Below are 20,469 nucleotides of genomic sequence, written 5' to 3' on the forward strand. Positions count from 1 at the left end.
GGTAAGGCTAGCCTAACGCCATGCCTCCGACTCAGACCGCCGTCCGGCCGGCCTATCGTCCCTACGCCGCCGAGGTGGCGCGCGTCGCGCGGCTCTCGCCGCACTTCGTGCGCGTGACCTTCACGGGCGCCGACCTCGAGCACTTCGGCACGGCACGCCTCGATCAGCGCATCAAGGTCGTGCTTCCGCACGCGGACGGGACGTTCTCGGACTTCGGGCAGGACGAGGCCGCGGGAGACTGGTACGACCGCTGGCGCGCGCTCCCGCACGCCGAGCGCAACGCCTTCCGCACCTACACCGTGCGGCGGATCGAGCCCGAGGCCCGCGAGCTCGACGTCGACTTCGTCACTCACCACGAGGCCGGCCCGGCCGGCGCGTGGGCCGAGCAGGCCGCGCCCGGGCAGCGCCTGTTCATCGTCGGGCCGGACGCGCGCAGCCCCCACTCCGCGGGAGGCCTCGACTGGCACCCCGGCACCGCGCGCCGTGTCGTGCTCGCGGGCGACGAGACCGCGGCTCCCGCGATCACGGCGATTCTCGAGCTGCTCAGCGCCGACTTCGACGTCGACGCGTTCATCGAGGTGCCCACGGCCGCGGATGCGCTCGACGTCCGGCTCGGGGCCGACACACGACTGACGTGGCTTCCTCGCGAGGACCGCCCTCACGGCTCGCTGCTCATCGAGGCGGTCGCGGGATGGGCGGATGCCTCGGCCGACGTGCTCGCCCGTGCCGCCGCGCCACGCCGTCAGGAGGTCGCCGACATCGACGTCGACGTCGAGCTGCTGTGGGACAGCCCTGAGGCCGCCGACGGTGAGTTCTACGCCTGGATCGCCGGCGAGGCGGCCACCGTCAAGACGCTGCGACGGATGCTCGTGAGCGAGCGCGGCGTCGACCGCAAGCGCGTCGCGTTCATGGGCTATTGGCGGCTCGGCCAGGCGGAACGCACGCAATGATCGGCGCCGCCCGCACCCGACGGGCGCGCGTCGTGCTGGCCTCGGTCATCGTCCTGCTGGCGGTGGCGATCCTCCTGAGCCTCGGCGTAGGGGCCCGCCCGATCGCGCCGCTCGATGTGCTCCAGGCCTTCCTCGCACCCGACTCCGGCAACGCCGACCACACCGTCGTGCTCTCGCAGCGCGTGCCGCGCACCGTCATCGGCATCCTCGCCGGCGCGGCGCTCGCCCTCGCCGGGACCGTCATGCAGGGACTCACCCGCAACCCGTTGGCAGACCCGGGGATCTTCGGAGTCAACGCGGGCGCCGCCGTCGCCGTACTCGCGGCCATCACGTTCCTCGGCGTCGCGAGTCCTGCCGGCTTCGTGTGGTTCGCCTTCGCCGGTGCCGCGGTCGCGGCCGTCGTCGTCGCGGTCATCGGCTCGCGCGGACCCGACGGCGGCAATCCCGCGAAGATCGCCCTCACCGGCGCCGCCGTCACGGCGGGTCTCACGGCGGTGTCGCTCACGATCCTGACCACGAACCGGCAGGCGTTCGACGTCTACCGGTACTGGTCGGTGGGCGGGCTCACGGCGCGCGGACTCGATGCCGTCGTCGCGGTCGTGGCGCCGATCGTGCTCGGCATCGTGCTCGCCGGGATCTGCGCGCGGGGGCTCGACCTCATCGCGCTCGGCGAAGACACAGCGACGGGCCTGGGCCACAACGTCGCGCGCACACGGGGGATCGGCATCCTCGCGATCGTCCTCCTCTGCGGCGGAGCGACGGCGATCGCGGGCCCCATCGTGTTCCTCGGGCTGCTCGTGCCGCACGTGCTGCGCGCGCTCGTGGGATCGGACTACCGCCCGCTCCTTCTCATCGGCGCGCCCGCGGGCGCCGTCGTGCTGCTCTTCTCCGATGTGCTCGGACGCCTCATCGCCCCGCCCGGCGAAGTGCAGGCCGGGCTCGTGGTCGCGTTCGTGGGCGCGCCCGTGCTCATCTCGCTCGTCCTCCGCCGCCGGCAGGTCGCGCTGTGACCGCGGTGAGCGCGATCCCCGCCCCGTCGATCGCGACGGTGCGCGCCCGCGTGCAGCGCCGCCGGCTGGTCGTGGGGGTCGGCGTGGGAATCGCCGTCGTCCTCCTCGCCGCGATCTCGCTGTCCGTCGGCGAGTACGCCCTCACCCCCGCCGACCTCTGGCGCACACTGTGGAGCGGCGGCACGCGCATCGAGAGCTACGTCGTGTTCCAGGTGCGCGCACCGCGCCTCGCGATGGGGCTCCTCGTCGGGGCCTGTCTCGGCGTCGCAGGAGCGCTGCTCCAGTCGCTCCTGTCGAACTCGCTCGCGAGCCCCGACCTCCTGGGCATCAGCGGTGGAGCCGGCGTCGCTGCCGTGTTCGGCATCCTGATCCTGGGCGTCGGCGGACCCGTGCTCGCCCTGTTCGCCTTCGTGGGCGGGCTCGTCGTCGCGGGCTTCCTGCTGCTCGCGGGTCGCCGCGGCGACGGCGACTACCGCCTCATCGTCGCCGGCGTCGGCATCTCGTTCCTGTGCGCCGCCATCACGAGCTACCTGATGGTGCGCGCGAAGGTCGAGCTCGCGCAGTCGGCGCTCATCTGGCTCACCGGAAGCCTCGCATCCACGCCGTGGTGGAACGTGCTCGTCGTGCTCGTCGTCGGCGTGCTCAGCATCCCGGCCGTCGTGGCCTGCGCGCGGTGGCTGCCGCTCACGCAGCTCGGCCCCGGCACAGCCGTCTCGCTCGGCGTGCGCCCGGGCCTCGTGCGGATCGTCGCGGTCGTCGTCGCGGTGCTGCTGACGGCGACGACCTGCGCCTTCGTCGGTCCGATCTCGTTCGTCGCGCTGTGCGCGCCGGCCATCGCACGACCGCTCCTCGGCCACGGCGCCGTCGGCCTCGGCACGAGTGCCGGAGCGGGGGCGGCGCTCCTCGTCGCGGCGGACCTCGTCGCGCAGTATGCGATCCCCGGCGTCTCGCTCCCCGTCGGCGTCGTGACGGGCGCGATCGGCTCGCTCTTCCTCCTCTGGCTGCTCACGACCTCGAAGGGACGCCACCTGTGACCACGGCATCCGCTCCTCGTCTCTCGGCGCGCGGGCTCGCGGCGGGGTATCCCGGCCGCCGCGTCATCGAGGATCTCGACCTCGAGCTCGCGCCCGGGCGGATCACGATGATCATCGGCGCCAACGCGTGCGGCAAGTCGACCCTGCTGAGCGTGCTCGCTCGCGTCAACGCGCCGCTCGCGGGCCGCGTCGAGCTCGACGGCACGGATGTCGCGGTCATCCCCCGACGCGCCTTCGCGCAGACCGTCGGGCTGCTGCCGCAGCATCCCTCCGCTCCCGACGGGCTCACAGTGGCCGAGCTCGTCGCGCGCGGCCGGCATCCGCACCGCGGGGTCTTCCAGCGCTGGAGCGCAGCGGACTCGGCGCGCGTCGACGAGGCGATGGCGCGCACCGGCGTCACGGACCTCGCCGACCGGCCCGTCGGCGACCTGTCGGGCGGGCAGCGCCAGCGCGTGTGGATCGCGATGGCGCTCGCGCAGAACCCGCGGATCCTGCTGCTGGACGAGCCGACGACGTTCCTCGACCTGAGCCACCAGATCGAAGTGCTCGACCTGCTCCGCGAGCTCAACCGCACCGACGGCACGACGATCGTCGTCGTGCTGCACGAGCTCAACCTCGCGGCGCGCTACGCCGACGACCTCGTCGTCATGTCGGAGGGGCGCATCGTCGCGCATGGCACGGCCGCCGAGGTCATGACGACCGACATCATCTCCGAGGCGTTCGCCCTCGATGCGCTCGTCATCCCCGACCCGCTCACGCAGACCCCCCTCGTCGTTCCCGTTCCCGGCGGCTCCCATGTCGTCGCGGACGGGCACTGAGGCCATCGAAAGGAAGAACACAGCAATGCCTTCTCGACTCCGCTCCCTCGCCGCCGCTGCGGCGCTCACCGCCGTCGGCGCGCTCGCGCTCAGCGGCTGCGCCGGGTCGGCCGCAACCGAAGCGACCGCCTCATCCGCGCCCGCGGGCGACGCCTCGGCGTTCCCCGTCACGTTCGAGCACCTGTACGGGGAGACGACGATCGAATCAGCCCCCGAGCGCATCGCGACGTGGGGCTGGGGCGCCACCGACGCCGTGCTCGCGCTCGGGATCGTGCCGGTGGCCATCTCCTCCATGGACTACGGCGGGGGCGACGACCGCATCACGCCGTGGGTCTCGGACGCGATCGAGAAGCTCGGCGGCGAGACGCCCGTCATCCTCGACAACGCCACCTACGAGCTCGACGTCGAGGAGCTGCTCGCGGCCGACCCCGACGTGCTGATCGCCCCGTACTCGGGCCTCACGCAGGAGGAATACGACGCGGTCACGTCGGCCGGCATCCCCGTCGTCGCCCCCGAAGAGGCGCTCTGGGCCACCCCGTGGCGCGATGTCATCACCGAGACGGGCGAGGCGCTCGGACTCTCGGACGAAGCCGGCACGCTGCTCGCCGGTCTCGATGACCAGATCGCGGATGCCGCCGCAGCCCACCCCGAGTTCCAGGGCACGACGATCGCGTACGTCGACGACGACGTGGACACGCTGTACATGTACCTCCCGGCTGACGCGCGCGTGGAGATCCTGGAGGACCTCGGCTTCTCGACACCCGACAGCGTCACTGCGCTCGACACCGGCGAGGGCACGTTCTACACGACCGTGAGCTACGAGAACCTCGACAAGATCGACGCCCAGGTGATCTTCACGCAGGCGGAGGAGCAGGCGGTGCTCGACGAGTTCCTCGCCTCCGACCGCGGCCGGCTCATCCCGGCCGTCCAGAAGGGCGCCGTCGCGCCGATCGTCGGCGAGGAGGACGTCGCTGCCGTCTCTCCGACCGCCCTGTCGCTGCCGTGGCTGCTCCCGACCATGGTCGACCAGCTCGCCGCGGCCACCGCCACCGCGAACACCTGACGTTCCGCAGACGAGGAAGAGGACCCCGGCCGCTCGGCCGGGGTCCTCTGGTCGTATCGGGGCTAGTCGTCGTCGCCCGGCCGCCCGGCCTTCCTCCGCTCGAGCCGCCAGTGGATCTCGTGCGTGGTCGGGTTGCGCCATTCGACCATGCGGTATTCGAAGCCCGGCAGCAGCACGATCGGGATGGGATCAGGGGATGCCGGTGCCACGGCGCCGACGACGATCTTCGCGTCGGTGGGGATGAACGGCGACTGGGCCGGAACAGGTGCCGTGATGATCTCGACAGGGTCTCCGTAAGGACGCGCCATACCGGCAACCTAGCACGCCGAGTGGATTCATAGGTGAGTGCCAGAGAAGCACATTAGAGGTGCATTAGAGGAATGATAAAGTTCTCATACGACCGCGCGTGATCTGGGGTATGCGCGGCCGACCCGAAACCCGATCGAAGGAGATCCCCGATGCAATCCTCCATGAGGGTCGGGGGCTGCGCCGCGCGTGGACGATTACCTCGGCGCAGCCGACCCGGAGCCGATGGACGGCCGGTGTGCGCTTCGGTTTCGCTGCGCGCCCAGAAGATACGGGTTAACACGGATATCGGACGGATACGTCGGAGAGGCACACTGATCGCGGGGGAGCTCGGGTACACGCCGCCGTGCGCGGGGGCGTCAGTTCTGGAGCTGCTGACATGCTTCGATCTCCGCGCCGGACCTTCATCGGCCGCAACACGCTCATCGACGAGCTCTCGGCGGCGGGTGAGGCGGACGAATGCCGACTCGTCACCGGCCCGCCCGGGATAGGCCGATCGATGCTGCTGGCGCGCGTCGCGGCTCTCAGCCGCCCCAAGCGCGCCGTGCACGAACTCGTCGGCACGCGGGGTGCCGCATCGATGCCTCTCGGCGCCTTCCTCCCCGTGGTCGATCGGGTCGAGACGACGTTCGAGGCCGCCACACGGGTGCGACTCACGCTCCTGAAGAGCAGGCCTCTCGTGACGGTGGACGATGCGCATCTGCTCGACGAGGTGTCCGCGGGACTCCTGCTCGAGCTCGCGCGCGGCGGTGTGCCGCTGCTGGTGAGCGTGCCGGAAGGCGCCGCCGTCGATGAGGCGATCGAGGCGATCGAGCAGCACTTCTCACCGCCTCGAACCGCCATCCCGCCGCTGACGGCGGCCGAGCTCGCTCGTCTGGTGCGCGAGACTCTGGGGGCCGTTCCCGATCCCACGCTGGTGGCCCTCGTGCGCCGATGGTCGCAGGGCGTGCCGAGGTATGTCGTGGAGATCGTCGACTCACTGCTGCACGCTCATCGCATCGGCTTCGAGGCAGGTCATGCGTTCGTCCTCGGGAGCGGCCCACCCGAGGCCGGCGACTCGGCCGCGCTCATGACGCGTCGTGTCTCGCCGGGCGCGGTTCGGCTGGCGCGTCTGGTCGGACTGGCCCACACGCTGCCGATGACGGCCGTCCGCGGGATCGCGACGCCGGCGGCCGTCGAGGAAGCCGAAGCCGCGGGACTCGTCGAGATGCAGGTAGACGGGGAGGGAGCGGTGCTCGTGGCGGGGCATCCCTGGGTCGCCCGATCGGTGGTCGCAGGCCTGACGGGGGGCTCTCGGCTGGAGCTCGTGCAGACCCTCGTCGACGCCTTTCCGCACAGCCCCCGCGACCCCGTGCTGTCGGCTCGACTCGTGGGCTGGCGACACGAGATCGGTCGGCATGTCGCCGTCGACGAGCTCATCACGGCCGTGTCGCGCGTGCAGGCCGCCGCTCCCGCCGAGGCCGACGGGCTGCTCGATGTCGCGGTCGAGCGCGCGAGCGGTCCGAATGAGCGGTTGCGCGTCGCGACCCTCCTCGCGCATCGCCTGCGCATCAACGAGGCGGAGCTGCTGCTGGCCGAGCTGTCGGAGACGGGCCTGTCGGCCGAGCCGCAGCGGACCCTCGACCTTCTGCGTGCTTTCGTGCTGCTCTTCCCCGCGAACGATCCGGCTCGCGCTGCCGAACTGCTGCAGGCGCACCCGGGAGACGATCCCCTCATCCACGCGCAGCTCACGGGCGCCTTGCTCCAGCTGGGCGACATCTCCGCCGCGATCCGGGTGGGGGTCGGCGTGCTCGCCGACGATTCGGCCCCGGCGCTCGCGCAGGCGCATGCCGCGGTCGCGCTGAGCGCGGCCTACGTGCAGGCCGGGAACGTCGACGCCTACGACGCACTCCGGGCCCGCCGGGCCCAGCTGCTGGCCGAGGCGGCGGACGAGTTCCCCGAGGGGCCGGAGGCGATGGTCTTCATCGACGAGTCCGCCCTGCTCGAAACGCGCGAGTCGCTGGATGCCGCGCACACGCTGACCCGCACGTCGTTCGAAAGGTCGCTCGCGCGCGAGGACGAGGGGATGCGCGCGCAGCATGCGCATCTGCTCGCCCGCATCGCGCTCGAGCGGGGGGCTCCGTGCGAGGCGCTTCCGCTCGCACTCGGCGCGGCCGCGAGCGACGGTCTGTGGGCTCGGGCGTTCCGCGCCTGGACGACGGCCACCCTCATCGAGAGCCTCGCGCTGATCGGACGCACGGAGGAGGCGGAACAGCGCCGAGCCGAGGTCGCGGCTCGACGCCGCGCACCCCTGCACGACATCGACGTCGCCCGCGCGACGGCGGTCGTGAGCGCGGCCGGAGGCGACTTGACCGAGGCCGCCGAGCGGCTGACGGCCGCGGCGACGCAGGCCGTCGCCCGCGGTCAGCTGACACGCGGGCGGTATGCGCTCGACCAGGCCGTGCGCTACGGATCGGATGCCGCGGCGCGGGTGCTGCTGCGGATACGAGGGGTTGCGGCGAACGGGCCGCTCACGCGATCGCAGATGCTCGCGCATGCCTGGCTCGAGCGCGACGGAACCGTGCTCGACGCGATCGCCGGCGACCTNGCGCTCGACCAGGCCGTGCGCTACGGATCGGATGCCGCGGCGCGGGTGCTGCTGCGGATACGAGGGGTTGCGGCGAACGGGCCGCTCACGCGATCGCAGATGCTCGCGCATGCCTGGCTCGAGCGCGACGGAACCGTGCTCGACGCGATCGCCGGCGACCTGGCCGAGCGCGGCCTCCTCTGGCGGGCTGTGGAAACGGCGGCTCTCGCGATGCGCGCCCGCGGAGTCGCGGAGTCCGAGACGCTCGCTCGCCTTCGGCCGCGATGCCCGACGCTGAAGAGTCCCGTCGTGCCCGAGGATCCTCCGCCCGTGCTCACGGCGCGCGAGACCGAACTCGCGGCTCTGGCCGCGGCGGGCCGCACGGATGCCGAGATCGCGGCGGAGACGCGGCTGTCGATCCGCACGGTGCAGACGCACCTGTCGAACGCGTATCACAAGCTCGGAATCCGCAGCCGCGCAGAACTCGCGCTGCGACTGGACGAGCCATCCGGTCTACGTACTCAGCAGGGTACGTAGAAGTCAGACGGCCGAACCTCGCCACACTGGGCATCGGGGGAGGCCATGGTCTCCGGAGAGGCGCGACAGGGGGTCGCCCTCCGGATTTGCGGAGAGCGAGGCAGCCATGAGCCGTACATCGGTGCGCGTCAATGCGCGTGATCCCATCTCGGAGGCGGGGATCGTGAGCCAGCTGCGTCCGAGACCCGAGGTGCGCGTCATCAGCCCCGACGAAGAGCTGACGCCCGAAGTCGTCGTCGTGGTCGCGGACGTCGTCGACGACGAGACGCTCACGACGCTGCGATTCCTGCAGCGTCATGGCGAGTCGCGCACCGTGCTGGTGGCGACGCAGCTGAGCGACGGCGATCTCGTGCGGGCCGTCGAGACGGGCGTCGTAGGTCTCGTGCGCCGGTCGGAGGCGCGGCCCGACCGTCTGGTCGCGGCGATCTGCGCCGCGGCAGCCGGTGAGGGGACCGTGCCGCCGGATCTGCTCGGACGACTGCTGGATGAGGTGGGCCGTCTGCAGCGCACGGTGCTCGATCCGCGCGGGATCACCTTCTCGGGTCTCGCGGCGCGCGAGGTGGAAGTGCTCAAGCTCGTCGCCGAAGGCTGGGACACCGCCCAGATCGCGCACAAGCTCGCGTACTCCGAGCGCACCGTCAAGAACGTGCTGCACGACATCACGACGCGACTCCAGCTGCGCAACCGCTCGCACGCGGTCGCGTACGCGATGCGCGAAGGGCTGATCTGACGGATGCCGCATGCCCGGTCGGGCAGGGGACATGCACGGATGGGTGCCCCCGCGCGAGCGGGCCGCGCGATCGGCCTCGCGACGATGGAAGCGGAAGCAGGATGACGTGACACTCCGACGCCTCGCAGCAGCGCTCGCGTCGCTCAGCCTCGTGCTGGGCGGTGCGGTCGTCGCCGCGCCGGCGGCGCAGGCCGCGGATCCGGATGGACCCGTGTTCGAGATCACTCTCGACCATGATGTCCGCGTACAGCCGGGGAGCACCGTGTTCTTCAGTCCGAGCATCCGACGAGTGGGCGAGCTGGATCCCGACCTCGACCCGTTGTCGCAGATCGCGCTGAAGGTCACCTTCCCCGACACGCTCGAGTTCCGATCCGGAGGATGCGCCGCATTCGTGGATGCCGCGGGCTGGGTGCACCTCCCGCCGTACCAGGGTCCGCAGGATCCGACGTACACCTTCGCGTCCGGCGACGAGTGCGTCGTCAGCGGCGGACTCGGCGACAGCCCGAGCACCGGGACGAATATCACGTTCACGTCGCGCGCCGAGGCCTTCTTCGACGCGGATCCACCGCTCGAGCAGCTCCCCGCCCCTGTCGGCGTCGAGTTCTCGATCGAGCGCACCGTCGTGCTGAACAGCGACCCGCCCATCGCGGTCGAAACCGATCTGGGAGACCAGCGCTCCGACGCGACCGGTGACGTGTCCTTCGACGCGCCGTATCTCACAGACGTGAGCCCACAGGAGCGCATGACATGGCCCGACGATGACGTCATCCTGGTCGAGTACTGGCTCAGCGCCCCGCAGCTGACGGGTGAGACGGGTCAAGTCGTCGACTTCAGCCAGGCATCGACCTCGTGGGATCTGCGCGCTCCCGCATTCGCGACCCTGATCGACGACGACGCCGCGACCGACAGCGCGCTGTGCACCGACGAATCGGTGGCAGCCGGCTATTGTCACGTCACCTTCACGCAGAACGCGCCTCCGCCGCCTCCGCCGCCGCCACCCCCGCCGCCAGACATCAACTTTGCGCCGGCCATGTCGATCCGGCCGGCGCTGCTCCTCGATCCGTACAACACGCCTCCCGCGACGAGCTGCGGCGGGGGCTACTGCACCTTCCGCGTGACGCTCCGGTATGCACCGTCCCCCGACCCGCCGGGCAGCGCCCTCGCGGGCGATTTCACGATGCAGCCCACGGGGGGCACGTACGTCGGCGACCAGACATCGGGCGACATCCCCGCGTTCTGGATGCAGGGCGCCGGCGAATCGCACACGGTGGTCAGGCAGGCCGTCGACACTTCCGTGACCCTCAGCGCCGACTCACGCCCTGTCGGCGGGGCCGATGTCACGGCGACGATCACCGCGCAGCAGTTCGAAGACGCGGATCTTCTGGCGGCGTTCAGCAACTCCGACCCTCTGCTGGAGGTCGAACTGAAGATCGAATGGCCCGCCTTCCTCACCCCTGCCGGAGATCCGGAGGGGTGCTACGAATGGCGCGGTCCTGAGCAGATCTGCGTTCTGCGCTTCGCCGACTCGCCGCCCGGGCCCGCGCAGCAGATCCGCATCACGTTCCACATGCCGCCCGAACTGCCCCCGGACGGCACAACCGGCGTCGTCCGGGCGTCCGCCTCCGCCGTGCGCGTCGTCGGGACGAACGACGGCGATTACACGCTCGACACCGGCCCCACGAGCGTCGTGATCCCCAGCGAGGCGCCGTTCGAGGTGTATCAGCCGTTCATCGAGACGTCGGTGGCGCTCAGCTCGAACGCAGGCTGGCCCGGCGGTGACGACCTCGTCGCGACATTCACGATCAGGCAGCCGCTGGACGGCACGATCGACTTCGAGCCCGGAAGCAGCGTGACCGTCCACGTCGACTGGCCGGACTTCGTCACGCTTGCGGGCGACCCGCCGTGCGTGGGGTTCGCGCCCGACGCCGACCCCGACAAGACGGGCGGCACGTGCGTCATCGACGATCCGGGCCCGCCCGGGTGGAGCGCGCAGCTCACGGCCCGATTCACGATGCCGGCCAGTGTCACGGGCCCCGTCAACGGGCTCGTCACGATCGAAGGGGTGTCGATCGTCGCCGTCACCGACTGCGACTGCTCGGGCGACCAGGACATCACGACGTACGACAGTCGCTTCATCGTGCCCGACAGCGAGCGATTCGCGGTCGATACGACGGTCTTCCCCGTCGACGTGACCCTCGACCGGACGGTCAGCACGCCAGGCGGGATGCGCCTGTATGCCAAGGTGCGGGTGACCTGGGATCACGCGATGGAGGCGGATGCCACGGACGCGGTCGTCGGCATCGAGCTCGACGCGCCGGACTTCCTCGAACTCGTTGCACCTCCCGGCCTCGACTCGTGCGACGAGGGGCGGCAGAACGTCTGCTACCTGACGGGATTCCACAAGGTCGGCGACGTCCAGGAGATCGAGCTCTGGTTCGACATGCCCGACACGGGCAGTGGTGTCGGCGAGCTCTCGGCCAAGGGCGTCCGGCTCTGCGGCGGTTCGCTGGACGACTGCCTCGAACTCCCGTCGGCGTGGATCGGGTCCGACGCCGAGAGCTTCACGCTGCTCGACCCGCGCATCGACGTCGATCTGACCATCGACCACGACCCGGGATGGACGGGCGGTCAACCGGTCACGGCCACCGCGACCGTGACGTACAAGGACGCGAGCCCGGACGTGTTGCCCGGGCTGGCGGTCGAACTCGTGTTCAGCTGGCCGGAATTCCTCACGCTCACGTCGATCAGCGGCTGCGACGCCGTCCTCGTCGGCGGAGTCTGCCGCGTCACGGGGCTCGACGCGGCGAACCCCTCCGAACAGGTGAAGCTGACTTTCGCAATGCCACCCGTCGAGGTGGCCAGCCCCACACTCAAGTCGGAGTTCCCGAAGACGGGCGAGATCCACGTTCAAGGATTCTCGTGGTCGTACAGCGCACCGCCTCCGACGCCCCTTCCCACGCCGACTCCCACCCCCACGCCGACTCCCACTCCGACTCCGTCTGCGACACCGACGACGACGCCCTCCCCGAGGCCGACGCCGACGCCGACGCCGACGGACACCTCGACGCCGACGCCGACGGACACCTCGACTCCGAGCCCGTCGTCCACCGACGTCTCTCTGGCGCCGCCATCCATCCGCTGCCTGGTCCTCTGTCTCGTGTCGACGCCGTTCTCGGCGATGAGCGGCCCGCCGGTGCTCGCCTCGGCGGGACAATCCGTGGCAGACCTGACGGTGCTCACGCCGCAGGATCTCGTCGACGCGATCGTCGGATCGGGAGTGACGACGAGCAACGTCGCCTTCACGGGCGACCGCCGCGGCGCCGGACTCTTCTCGGGATTCGACGCGCTGGGCTTCCCTCGGGGTCTCATCCTGAGCTCTGGGGCAGTCGACACGGCGACCGGCCCGAATGACAGCGAGAACACGAGCGGCGACTTCGGCCTGCCCGGCGCGCCGGCCCTCGACGACCTCGTCTCGGGATCCACGCAGGATGCGAGCATCCTGAGCTTCGACTTCGTCCCGACGACCTCCCAGCTCACGTTCGACTACGTCTTCGCGAGCGAGGAGTACAGCGAGTTCTCCAACACGGATTACAACGACGTCTTCGCATTCTTCGTCAACGGGCGCAACTGTGCGCTCACACCCGACGGCGCGGCCGTCTCGGTCAACACGATCAACGGCGGCAACCCGCTGGGCACGGATGCCGTGCGACCTGAGCTGTTCCGTGACAACACCCTCGGCACAGACGGCCAAGGACTCCCCACGTCGCCGATCGACATCGAGGCCGACGGCCTCACGACCGTGCTGCACTGCGTCGCGCCGGTCGAAGCCGGTCAGACGAACACGATCGAGCTGAAGATCGCCGACCGATCCGACGGCATCTACGACAGCGAGGTCTTCATCGCGGGAGGCAGCGTCCAGGCGAACCACCAGCCCGTCGCCGACGACAAGACCGTGACCACGGTCGAGGACACGCCGGTCGCAGTCAGGCTCTCCGGATCCGACGAGGATGGCGACAGCCTCAGCTACACGGTGGTCACGCAGCCCGCACACGGCACCCTGTCGGGCACCGGCGCGGACCTCGTCTACACGCCCACACCCGGCTACAGCGGGCCCGACACGTTCACGTACACGGCGAACGACGGCGCGGTCGATTCCGATCCGGCGACCGTGAGCATCGCGGTCACGCCCGCGCCGCCGCCCGAGCCGGTCGAGGTCGAACTGCCGAGAGAGCGGATCGGCGCCGACTTCGTCGACATCACCGTGCTGCAGCCCAAGGTGACCGTCGTTCCGCTCGTGTCTCGGCCGGGTGAGGTCGTGACGGTCTACATCGAGAACCTGCCGCCGGCCGCGAGCATCGTGATCACGTTGGGCGGGCTGACGAGGGCCGTCACCCTCCCGTCGGAGGTGACGTTCGAGATCGAGCCGATCTTCATCGTCAGACGGGCACAGCTCGGTGTCCGGCAGCTCACGGTGCAGAGCGTCGATGGGCAGTTCGGCACGTTCAGTCCGGCTCGGCCGCTGCTCCTCGTTCCACGCAGCACGGTCGCCGACGAACTGGTCGGGAGGGGCGGATGATCGCGGAAGTCGACCAGGCGCTCGGCGAACTCGTGCGCGAGATCCCCGGCGTCCCGAAAGACGTCGACGTCGTCTTCGACGCCCCGACGAAGGACTGGGCGGCGCGCCGCAACGCGCCCACCGTCAACCTCTACCTCTACGACATCCGGGAAGACCTGCGTCGGCGGGAGCGGGGGTTCGTCGAATCTCGAGACGACCGCGGCATCGTCGTCTCTCGCGCGCCGGGGCCGAGGTTCTTCAAGCTCTCGTACCTCGTGACGGCCTGGACGCAGCGTCCCGAGGACGAGCATCGCCTGCTCGACGGCCTCCTGCGGGCCCTGCTCCCGTACGACGCACTGCCGGCCGAGCTCATGACGGGCACCCTCAACGACGTCGGGCGTCCCGTCGCTGTGACCGTCGCCCTGCCGCCGCCGGAGGACCGTGCCTTCGCCGATGTGTGGTCGTCGCTCGGTGGCGAGCTCAAGCCCTCGCTCGATGTCGTCATCACGGTTCCCATGGCCACCGGGGTCGTCTACGCGGCGGGGCCGCCCGTCAGCGCCGGCGTCAGCGGTCAGTTCAGCAATCTCCTCGTGCCCGGCATGGGCGAGGACCGTGCGCATCGGCCGGGGGAGCGGCGATGACGGTCGACGACCCGAGCATCACGCACCTCCTCGCGCGGCTCGGCGTCATCGAGGATCGCATCCGCGCCCTCGTCGTCGCGCGCCGAGCCGACGACCCGCACCCCGACGACCCGTTCCGCGGCCTGTACCTCAGCGAGGAGATGGTCGATCGGCTCCTCGACACTCCGGGAGCGACGACCCGGTGGTCCGATGCCTCCGGGCGCCTGGACGACTGCGAGCGCACCGCCGACCGCGCCGCCCGCGCGGGCGCGCGCATCCGGCTGCGCGATCTCAGCGCGATGTTCGACCTGTCCGACGTCGACCTCGACATGCTCGTCATCGCGCTCGCCGCCGACCTCGACCCGCGATTCGAGCGGTTCTTCGGCTACCTCAACGACGACGTGAGCCGCCGTCGCCCCTCGGTCGCGCTCGCGCTCGACCTGTGCGGCATCCCGCTCGCATCGGCGCACGACCGCGGGCGGTTCGTGCACGGCACGCTCGTGTCGTCGGGTCTGCTGAACCTCGAGGATCGCGATCGGCCCCTGCCCAGCCGGGCGCTCCGCGTACCCGACCGGGTGGTCTCGCACCTGCTCGGCGACGACAGCCTCGATCCGGCGCTCGACGGCCTCGTGTCGCACCCCGCGGACATCGAGTGGGGGGATGCCTCACCCCTCGTCGCGGCGCTGCGGCGCGGCATCCGGTGTGTGTATGTCCGCGAAGCGGCGACGGGTTCGGGTGCCGTCATCGCGGTGCGTGCGCTCGCGGAGATCGGCCGCGGCGCGCTGCATCTCGACCTCAACCGCCTCGACGCCGATCGGGGCGTCGACGAGGCACGCCTCGTCGTGCGCGAGGTTCGGCTGCGGGGGCACGGACTGATCGCCGGGCCCGTCGCGCGCGATGCGGACCCCGAGGTGCTGGCCGCGCTCGACGCGTCGCCGATGCCGACGATCTTCGTCGGCGCCGACACGTGGGACCCCGGCTGGACGCGCGACCTGCCGGCCGTCATCGAGATCCCGCCGAGCACCGTCGACGAGCGCGTGCGGCTGTGGCGCGAGAGCCTCGGCGACACCGTCGAGCCCATTGACGTCGAGACGGCGACCGGGCCGTATCGGCTGCGGCCCGAGCAGGTCGTCCGCGCGGCGCGCACGGCCCGCACGCAGGCCTCGGTGAGCGCCGACGGACACCTGACGGCGGCGCATCTCGGAGCGGGCGCCCGCGCGGAGAACGGCTCGACGCTCGACCGCCTGGCCAGGCGCATCGCCCCGACGGTCGGCTGGGACGATCTCGTGCTGCCCGAGCCCACCGCCGAGGCGCTGCGCGAGGTCGCGGTGCGGGCACGCTTCCGCGAGCGGGTGCTGGGCGACTGGGGCATGCGCCCCGGCGGCGGGAGAGGGCACGGCGTCGTGGCGCTCTTCGCCGGCGACTCGGGAACAGGCAAGACGATGTCGGCGGAGGTCATCGCGAGCGAGCTCGGGCTCGACCTGTACGTCATCGACCTCTCGACCCTGGTCGACAAGTACATCGGCGAGACGGAGAAGAACCTCGAGCGCGTCTTCCAGGCGGCCGCCGGCACCAACGGCGTGCTCCTGTTCGACGAGGCCGACGCCGTCTTCGGCAAGCGGTCCGAGGTGCGCGATGCGCACGATCGCTACGCCAACGTCGAGAGCGCGTACCTGCTGCAGCGCATCGAGCGCTTCGACGGCCTCGCACTCCTGTCGACCAACCTGCGCGCCAATATCGATGAGGCCTTCACGCGTCGGCTCGACCTCATCATCGATTTCCCGATGCCCGACGCGGGACTGCGCGCCGAGCTCTGGGACCGCTGTCTCGGGGTGGCGATCGCCCGCGCCGACGACATCGACCTCGACTTCCTGGGCACGGCCTTCGAGCTCTCCGGCGGGTCGATCCGCTCGGCAGCCGTCACGGCAGGGTATTTCGCCGCCGCGGCCGACGGCATCGTCACGATGCGACACCTCGTCGCCGCCGTCGAACGCGAGTACCGCAAGCTCGGACGGCTGCTCGTCGAGAGCGAGTTCGGGCGGTACTGGGTAGGTGCGTCATGACAGGCCTGCCCGATAGGGCACCGACGGTGGCACGTCAGGCGGCCTGCGACGGCGCGACGGGGGAGCCGCTCGGGCGGTAGTGAGGAGGAGGAGGACACCATGTCCACGTTCGATTTCGACACCATCGAGGGCGCCACGCGCCGCTCACGGGAGGAACGGCGTGCCGATGACGGCGCGTCTGCGGCGGGTCTGCGGGAGCGACGACTCGACGTGCTCGGACCGGCGGGGCTTCTGCGACTGCAGCGCGAGGCCGGCAACGGCGCTGTCGCGGAGTTCGCCGACCAGGACGAGCGTTCGCCGGTGCTCGATGTGGTGTCCGGAGGTGGTGCGAGCCTCGACCGCGACGTCCGCAACGACATGGAAGGTCGGCTCGGCGCCGACTTCTCGGACGTCCGGGTGCACACGGATGCCGCGGCCCACGATTCCGCCCGGAGCGTGGGCGCGCACGCCTACACGGTGGGCTCGCACGTCGTGTTCCAACGCGACGCCTACGATCCCGGGTCGACCGCGGGCCGCACGACGCTGGCGCATGAGCTCACTCACGTCATGCAGCAGCGCAGCGGTCCCGTCGACGGCACGCCGACGGGCGGGGGAGTCAGCGTGAGCGACCCCGGCGATCGCTATGAGCAGGCTGCGTCGGCGAACGCCGAGCGTGTCATGGGTGATGCTGCGCCCGTGCAGCGATCGACGGAGATTCCGGTCGTGCAGCGCGCCGAGAACCCCGACGAGGAACCGGACGAATCCGCGGCCGTGCAGGGCATGTTCGTGCAGCGCGAGGAGGAGGGCGAGGAGGAAGAGGCCTCCGGCTGAGGCCTGCCACCCATGTCCGCCGCTCCTGTCGTCGAAGCGGCGCCGGCGCGACGTCGCATCCGCCCCGCGCCGACGCCGGATGCGGCGCGGGCCGCACCGCACGAACTGCTCGCCCTCCAGCCGCTCGTCGGGAACGCGGCGATCACCTCGCTCCTCACGAGAGCGCCCACGACCGCTCAGCGGCTCGTCGAAGGGATCCCCGCACCCCCGGTCGCCCCGGGACCCATCGAGCCCGCCGCCCATCCGGGCCTGCGCGCGGTGCGCGCATCGGTGAAGTCGGCGGCGTCGCGGGCGTCGCGGCATCCATCCGCGCGCGCCGCCGTGGGCACCGCCGCGAAGGCTGTGGAGCCGGCGGCCGACGAGGCGGAGGCGCAGGCCAAGCGGGATCGCGCCACAGCGATCGGGGCCGCACCCACGCCGTCTTTCGACAAGGCGGCCTTCATCGCTGCCGTCAATGCCGCGATCGAGAAGCAGACGCCCAAGACGCTCGACGATGCCGCGAAGTTCGCGTCGTCCGGAAAGGCGGAATCCGTCGGCGCCGAGGTCAAGGGCCGGGTCACGCAGAGCAAGGAGGCGTCCACGGGTCCGCTCGCGGATGCCACCGCCCAGCCGCCTGACACGTCGCGTGCGACGATCACGCCCGGCACGCCCCTTCCCGCGGCGCCGCCCACCCCCGCCGCCCCTCTCGATGCCGCGCGGGCGGCACCGACGCCTGCCCCACGGGAGCAGACGAACCTCGACCACGGTCCCGCGCAGGTCGACCAGCAGATGTCCGAGGCGGGTGTCTCCGAAGAGCAGCTGCGCAACTCCAACGAGCCCGAGTTCACCGATGCGCTGTCGGCCAAGGGAGAAGCGGCATCGCACGCCGCCACTGCGCCGGCGGCTCTTCGTGAGCAGGAGGCGGGGATCATCGCGGGGGCCAAGCAGGGAGCGGCGTCCACCGGCGTCGCCGGCGCGGCGGGATTGGCGTCGGGCCAGGCCGCCGGCCTGAGCAAACTGGTCGGCGGCGAGCAGAAGGCGAAGTCCTCGGCGGAGGGGGAGCACTCCAAGGTCAACGCCGATCTGCGGGCGATCTTCGACAAGACGAAGCTCGACGTCGAGGCGATCCTCTCGAGCATCGACACGACCGTCGAGGCCGACTTCACGAAAGGGGAGGCCGCGGCCCGCTCCGCGTTCAAGCAGTTCCACGAGAAGGAGATGGATGCCTTCAAGGAGCGCGAATACGGACTGAACCCGTTCGCGTGGGGCAAGGACCTCCTGTTCGGGCCGCCACCGGGAGCGAAGGCCGTCTTCGAGAGGTCGCGCGCGTTCTATCAGGCCGAGATGACGAAGGTCATCAGCGCGATCGCCGATACCGTCGGGCGCAAGCTGACCGAGGCCAAGACGCGCGTGGCCACGGGACGCGAGCAGATCGCCGCGCACGTCCGCGGCCTCGATCCGGCGCTGCGTGCGGAGGCGAACAAGGCGGCGCAGGGTTTCACCGCCGAGTTCGACCAGCTCGAGCAGTCGGTGGACGAGAAGTCGAAGGCCGTCGTCGACGACCTCGCCGCCAAGTACGTCGCCGCGAAGGGCGAGGTGGACGCCGAGATCACGAAGATGCAGGAGGAGAGCAAGGGCCTGGTCGGTCGTGCCGTGGCGGCTGTCGCAGGCGTCGTCACGACGATCAAGAACCTCGCGGCGATGCTGACCCAGGTGCTGGCGCGGGCGGCAGCAGCCGTCGACAAGATCATCAAGGACCCGATCGGATTCCTCGGCAACCTCGTCAACGCCGTGAAGGGCGGCATCCAGCAGTTCGGCGCGAACATCGCGACGCATCTGAAGTCGGGACTTCAGAGCTGGCTCTTCGGGGCGCTCGCCGAGGGCGGGATCGAGCTGCCCGAGAAGTTCGACTTCAAGGGGGTGCTGCAGCTCATCCTCTCGATCCTCGGATTGACATGGGCGAAAGTTCGGGCGCGGATCGCGGCGAAGCTTCCGCCCGGCGCGATAGAGGCCGTCGAGAAGGGCTTCACAATCGTGAAGACGATCATGACGGTCGGCATCTCGGGGATCTGGCAGCTCCTGCTGGAGAAGCTCGGCGACATCAAGGAGATGGTCCTGACCCAGGTCAAGGAGATGGTCTCGATCGAGATCATCAAGGCCGGAATCGTCTGGCTCATCTCGATGCTCAATCCGGCGTCGGCCTTCGTGAAGGCCTGCAAGATGATCTACGACGTCGTCATGTTCTTCGTCGAGAAGGCGGCGCAGATCAAGGAGTTCGTCGACAGCATCCTCGACTCTGTCGAGTCGATCGCGGGTGGCGGCGTGGGGGCGGTCGCGGGCTACATCGAGAAGACGCTCGGCCGGATGGTGCCGGTCATCATCGGCTTCATGGCGTCGCTTCTCGGCCTCGGCGGCATCTCGTCGAAGATCAAGGCGATCCTCGAGAAGATCCAGGAGCCCGTCGGCAAGGCGATCGACTGGGTCGTGGGCAAGGCCGTGGCGTTCGGCAAGAAGGCCCTGGCCCTCGGCAAGAAGCTGCTGGCGAAGGCCAAGGATCTCGGCAAGAAGGCGATCGGCAAGATCAAGAAGAAGCTCGGCATCAAGGAGAAGAAGCCGGAAGACCGCGAGAAAGCGGGCCTAGAGGCAGGCGCTCGCATCGCGGACAAGTACGCCGGAAAGCCGGTCACGGCCAAGAAGCTCGCCGAAAAGCTAGCATGGCCGCGTCGGCGTCATGGGCTGGTCACACTCGAGCCTTTCGACGCGGGCGGGAAGTGGTCGATCCGGGCGGTGGCGCAGCGCACAGACAAGCCGACACCGGCGGAGGTTGCGGTAGCGATTGAGATCGAGCAGGCGGTCAAAGCGGCGGGAGGAATCGTTCCGTTCCTCAAGCAATGCGCATCTTCGGCGAAGGTCGGCGGCCTCGACGTTGCGGAGGTTAAGAAGCAATGGAACAATCGCGGCCCGGCACGGGAGTTCCTCAAGGAGGAATTCCGGAAGGCGGCACCGTTCACGCATGAATGGATTCCGACCAACATGATCATGGACGTAGTCGAGCGAGCGGCCAAGCTCGGCAACAGCCGCGATGTTGAGGACTGGATCACCCTGCAGCACAAGCTGCGATCTCCAACAAGGAATGTCATCTGGAGGTTCGAGTTCGCAGCTGGTGTTTTCCGGCTCGACGCCCATGTCGGCACCGCTCAGAGCGTGCTCGAGGCTCACCGCTCGGCGGAGGCGCGACTTCGTCGGGAGCTCATGAAGCGAAAGCCTGATCCTGCAAAGATCGCGGCGGCCCAAGTCGCCGAGCAATCTGCACGGGAGGCTCGCAACCGTTTGGGCGGGTCAAGTCCCGTGGCGTGGTGTCATTCCGTTGCTTCCTGAGGGTGGGTGGTGGTCAGGCGGTGAGGTAGAGCTCGGGACGTGCGGGCTCG

The 20,469-nt window shown here is 70.3% G+C and carries 13 protein-coding genes; 12 read left to right on the forward strand and 1 reads right to left on the reverse strand.

Going from position 1 to position 20,469, the window contains the following annotated elements:
- Nucleotides 1-20: 20 nt before the first annotated feature.
- From ACH3VR_RS19015 to ACH3VR_RS19035, 5 genes are read left to right on the forward strand one after another with little or no spacing between them, the layout of a single operon-like run.
- Nucleotides 21-950, forward strand: a complete 930-nt coding sequence (locus tag ACH3VR_RS19015) for a siderophore-interacting protein (RefSeq protein WP_397557894.1) — start codon at nucleotides 21-23, stop codon at nucleotides 948-950.
- Nucleotides 947-1,960, forward strand: coding sequence for a FecCD family ABC transporter permease (locus ACH3VR_RS19020; RefSeq protein ID WP_397557895.1), 1,014 nt, complete (start codon nucleotides 947-949; stop codon nucleotides 1,958-1,960). Before ACH3VR_RS19015 ends, ACH3VR_RS19020 begins: the two co-directional genes overlap by 4 nt.
- Nucleotides 1,957-2,994 (forward strand): FecCD family ABC transporter permease, encoded by a 1,038-nt coding sequence (locus ACH3VR_RS19025; protein WP_397557896.1) that lies wholly within the window; start codon nucleotides 1,957-1,959, stop codon nucleotides 2,992-2,994. The genes ACH3VR_RS19020 and ACH3VR_RS19025 overlap by 4 nt, the downstream gene beginning before the upstream one ends.
- Nucleotides 2,991-3,812 (forward strand): ABC transporter ATP-binding protein, encoded by an 822-nt coding sequence (locus ACH3VR_RS19030; protein ID WP_397557897.1) that lies wholly within the window; start codon nucleotides 2,991-2,993, stop codon nucleotides 3,810-3,812. Before ACH3VR_RS19025 ends, ACH3VR_RS19030 begins: the two co-directional genes overlap by 4 nt.
- Nucleotides 3,813-3,837: 25 nt before the next feature.
- Nucleotides 3,838-4,875 carry an ABC transporter substrate-binding protein gene (locus tag ACH3VR_RS19035; RefSeq protein WP_397557898.1) on the forward strand — a complete coding sequence of 346 codons (1,038 nt, stop codon included), beginning with the start codon at nucleotides 3,838-3,840 and terminating at the stop codon, nucleotides 4,873-4,875.
- Nucleotides 4,876-4,937: 62 nt separating this feature from the next.
- On the opposite strand, the gene ACH3VR_RS19040 is transcribed toward ACH3VR_RS19035, so the two are convergent.
- The gene (locus tag ACH3VR_RS19040; protein WP_397557899.1) at nucleotides 4,938-5,183 is read right to left on the reverse strand and encodes a hypothetical protein; all 246 of its coding nucleotides are present in this window, start codon (nucleotides 5,181-5,183) and stop codon (nucleotides 4,938-4,940) included.
- A 2,795-nt stretch (nucleotides 5,184-7,978) separates the two neighbouring features.
- Between ACH3VR_RS19040 and ACH3VR_RS23355 the strand changes: the two genes are divergently transcribed.
- The 7 genes from ACH3VR_RS23355 to ACH3VR_RS19075 all read left to right on the forward strand — a co-directional run bounded on the left by ACH3VR_RS23355 (nucleotide 7,979) and on the right by ACH3VR_RS19075 (nucleotide 20,419).
- Nucleotides 7,979-8,284, forward strand: a complete 306-nt coding sequence (locus ACH3VR_RS23355; RefSeq protein WP_449566856.1) for a response regulator transcription factor — start codon at nucleotides 7,979-7,981, stop codon at nucleotides 8,282-8,284.
- Nucleotides 8,285-8,390: 106 nt separating this feature from the next.
- A complete protein-coding gene (locus ACH3VR_RS19050; protein WP_397557901.1) occupies nucleotides 8,391-9,014 on the forward strand; it encodes a helix-turn-helix transcriptional regulator in 624 nt (207 codons plus the stop codon).
- Nucleotides 9,015-9,120: 106 nt separating this feature from the next.
- A complete protein-coding gene (locus tag ACH3VR_RS19055) occupies nucleotides 9,121-13,590 on the forward strand; it encodes a choice-of-anchor L domain-containing protein (protein WP_397557902.1) in 4,470 nt (1,489 codons plus the stop codon).
- Complete coding sequence (locus ACH3VR_RS19060; protein WP_397557903.1) at nucleotides 13,587-14,210, forward strand: DUF4255 domain-containing protein; 624 nt, start codon at nucleotides 13,587-13,589, stop codon at nucleotides 14,208-14,210. The genes ACH3VR_RS19055 and ACH3VR_RS19060 overlap by 4 nt, the downstream gene beginning before the upstream one ends.
- Entirely contained in the window at nucleotides 14,207-16,252 is a 2,046-nt protein-coding gene (locus ACH3VR_RS19065) for an ATP-binding protein (RefSeq protein ID WP_397557904.1), read from the forward strand. Before ACH3VR_RS19060 ends, ACH3VR_RS19065 begins: the two co-directional genes overlap by 4 nt.
- Nucleotides 16,253-16,351: 99 nt before the next feature.
- The gene (locus ACH3VR_RS19070) at nucleotides 16,352-17,062 is read left to right on the forward strand and encodes an eCIS core domain-containing protein (RefSeq protein ID WP_397557905.1); all 711 of its coding nucleotides are present in this window, start codon (nucleotides 16,352-16,354) and stop codon (nucleotides 17,060-17,062) included.
- Nucleotides 17,063-17,074: 12 nt separating this feature from the next.
- Nucleotides 17,075-20,419, forward strand: a complete 3,345-nt coding sequence (locus ACH3VR_RS19075; protein WP_397557906.1) for a phage tail protein — start codon at nucleotides 17,075-17,077, stop codon at nucleotides 20,417-20,419.
- Nucleotides 20,420-20,469 lie beyond the last annotated feature (50 nt).

This window comes from Microbacterium alkaliflavum (assembly GCF_044325405.1).
Classification (GTDB): Bacteria; Actinomycetota; Actinomycetes; order Actinomycetales; family Microbacteriaceae; genus Microbacterium; species Microbacterium alkaliflavum.

Excerpts from the sequence above, each read along its gene's own strand:
- ACH3VR_RS19015 (WP_397557894.1), top strand. The coding sequence starts at position 21 with ATGCCTCCGACTCAGACCGCCGTCCGGCCGGCCTATCGTCCCTACGCC.
- ACH3VR_RS19020 (WP_397557895.1), top strand. The coding sequence starts at position 947 with ATGATCGGCGCCGCCCGCACCCGACGGGCGCGCGTCGTGCTGGCCTCG.
- ACH3VR_RS19035 (WP_397557898.1), top strand. The coding sequence starts at position 3,838 with ATGCCTTCTCGACTCCGCTCCCTCGCCGCCGCTGCGGCGCTCACCGCC.
- ACH3VR_RS19040 (WP_397557899.1), bottom strand. The coding sequence starts at position 5,183 with ATGGCGCGTCCTTACGGAGACCCTGTCGAGATCATCACGGCACCTGTT.
- ACH3VR_RS23355 (WP_449566856.1), top strand. The coding sequence starts at position 7,979 with ATGCGCGCCCGCGGAGTCGCGGAGTCCGAGACGCTCGCTCGCCTTCGG.
- ACH3VR_RS19050 (WP_397557901.1), top strand. The coding sequence starts at position 8,391 with ATGAGCCGTACATCGGTGCGCGTCAATGCGCGTGATCCCATCTCGGAG.
- ACH3VR_RS19060 (WP_397557903.1), top strand. The coding sequence starts at position 13,587 with ATGATCGCGGAAGTCGACCAGGCGCTCGGCGAACTCGTGCGCGAGATC.
- ACH3VR_RS19065 (WP_397557904.1), top strand. The coding sequence starts at position 14,207 with ATGACGGTCGACGACCCGAGCATCACGCACCTCCTCGCGCGGCTCGGC.
- ACH3VR_RS19070 (WP_397557905.1), top strand. The coding sequence starts at position 16,352 with ATGTCCACGTTCGATTTCGACACCATCGAGGGCGCCACGCGCCGCTCA.
- ACH3VR_RS19075 (WP_397557906.1), top strand. The coding sequence starts at position 17,075 with ATGTCCGCCGCTCCTGTCGTCGAAGCGGCGCCGGCGCGACGTCGCATC.